The 2,157-nt window shown below is 37.1% G+C and carries 4 protein-coding genes; all 4 read left to right on the forward strand.

The genetic code is table 11. The features are described 5' to 3' along the window. Positions 1–215: 215 nt before the first annotated feature. Positions 216–641 (forward strand): GNAT family N-acetyltransferase, encoded by a 426-nt coding sequence (locus LJE09_RS17015; RefSeq protein ID WP_055057987.1) that lies wholly within the window; start codon positions 216–218, stop codon positions 639–641. Between the two features lie 26 nt (positions 642–667). Further along, positions 668–1,273, forward strand: a complete 606-nt coding sequence (locus LJE09_RS17020) for a DUF1349 domain-containing protein (protein ID WP_021650112.1) — start codon at positions 668–670, stop codon at positions 1,271–1,273. A gap of 93 nt (positions 1,274–1,366) precedes the next feature. After that, positions 1,367–1,651, forward strand: coding sequence for an alpha/beta fold hydrolase (locus LJE09_RS18540; protein WP_331466594.1), 285 nt, complete (start codon positions 1,367–1,369; stop codon positions 1,649–1,651). Further along, positions 1,600–2,073: an alpha/beta fold hydrolase gene (locus LJE09_RS17025; protein ID WP_331466595.1), complete on the forward strand. Its 474-nt coding sequence runs from the start codon at positions 1,600–1,602 to the stop codon at positions 2,071–2,073. Before LJE09_RS18540 ends, LJE09_RS17025 begins: the two co-directional genes overlap by 52 nt. The last annotated feature ends 84 nt before the right edge of the window (positions 2,074–2,157 follow it).

Consider the following 2,157-nt stretch of genomic DNA (forward strand, 5'->3'; position numbering starts at 1 on the left):
GCGGTATCCCGCCTTAATTCAGATGCTCTGGTAACTCAGTTACCGAGTAATTCACTTTTGCTCTGTATTTGTACCACTCTATATAACGAAACGCTCAGATGCTGTTTTGCAATAGGAGAAAAAAAATATCAAAAAATTGATGATTAATGGTGAGCTTGTGATAGAATGGATAAAAGAGAAAAGCATAAAGGATGTAGTTGTGGAGAATATTTGTTATGATTAGAAAGTTGCTGAACGGAGATATCGATAGAGTTGCTGACATATGGTTAAAGACAAATCTGAAAGCACATTATTTTATTTCCAATCAATACTGGAAAAGTAATTATGAATTAGTGAAAGAAATGATGTCACAATCCGAAGTCTATGTGTATGAAGAGGATAAAATGATTCAAGGATTTGTAGGACTAAATGCTGAATATATCGAAGGTATTTTTGTCTCCGATGAAATGCAGTCATGTGGCATAGGTAAGCTTTTATTAGATTATGTTAAGGATAAAAAAGTTAGCTTACGATTAAATGTATACCAGAAGAATGCCAGAGCAATTTCTTTTTACCAAAGAGAAGGGTTCATTATTCAATGTGAAGATTTGGATGAAGATACTGGTGAAAAAGAGTACACTATGCTATGGAAACGAAAATAGAAATCGGAAGTTGGAGGGATAATGAAATGAATATAAAAGATTTTAAGTGGACGAGAGAACCTGATGATTACACGCTGACAGATGACAAAATTGAGATTATTACACAGCCTGGAACTGATTTGTGGCAAAGAACTTACTATCATTTCCGCAATGATAATGCTCCGGTTTTGCAGATAGAAACAGAGGAAAAGTTTTTTTCATTTATGGTGAAAACAGATTTTAAGGAAAGCCATCATCGCTTTGATCAGTGCGGTGTGGTTATGTATCTTGACAGTGAGAATTGGTTGAAAGGTTCTATAGAATATGAGAATGACAATTTTCAGCACCTGGGAAGTGTTGTGACAAACAATGGATATTCAGATTGGGCAACTACGGAAATTGATGCAGAGATTAAATCTATGTGGTATCGTCTCAGTAGACGTGAAGATGATTATTGCATTGAATGTTCTGAGGATGGCATACGGTTTAAGCAAATGAGGATTTGTCATATGTGGGCTGGTGCAGGAAAAATCAAATTTGGAATTTATGCATGCAGTCCGGAAGATTCATCGTTTAAAGCGGTATTTACAGATATGAAATTGACGGAGTGTCAATGGAAAGCCCACGACGGTCAAAAACCGGATGAGATGTAGCAGAATGTATTTGATAAAAAAACCAATATGAAAATAGTTAAAGTTTTTCAGTTTGTGTAACTGAGAAAAATGAAAATTGCGGAGGTGGATTTGTTGAAGGAAAGTACATATCAAACTCCTTGCGGAACAATTCACTATTGGTCAAGTATTCTGAGTTTGGATACAACGACGCTTGTATTTCTTGCGGGGCTGACTGCTGACCATAGACTGTTTGATAAACAGGTTGCGTACTTCGATGGAAAATATAATATTATTGTATGGGATGCACCGGCTCATGCCTCTTCCTGGCCGTTCCGGTTTGATTTTGACTTGTTTGATAAGGCAAAATGGCTGAATGGATTTCCATTGATTCAGCACCGCTCCAGAGAAACTATGTGACAGCAGTGGAGATCTGGCTTCTGAAAAGAATGGAACCAGTATATGCACATTACCCATGGAAGTTGCTTTTAAAATCCGGAACAAAGGGAGTTGCAACTTCTAATTATGGCAGAAACCTGATGAAGGAAATGATGCTGGTCTATGATGGTGATCAGCATCGTTATGCACAAATTGCCGGGCATGGATTTCGTATTCTGGCAGAGGCAATGGAAAAGGATCTGCCTTATGAAATCAAATGTCCTTCCCTGTTGATATGTGGTACAAAGGATCATGCCGGTTCATGCATAAGGTATAACAGAGAATGGCATCGAAAAACGAAAATTCCTTTAAAGTGGATTGAAGGGGCCGGTCATAATTCTAATACAGATAAACCGGAGATGATCAATAGTTTACTAGAAGAGTTCTTCTCGAATATTTTATGACAGGCAACCTAAAGTTATTTGAATTGAAAAAGTTGGAGGATACACGCATGAAAATTGTAATCATTAATGGAAGTGCCAGAAAAG

It is taken from the genome of Blautia sp. DFI.3.45, assembly GCF_020593505.1.
GTDB lineage: Bacteria > Bacillota > Clostridia > Lachnospirales > Lachnospiraceae > Blautia_A > Blautia_A wexlerae.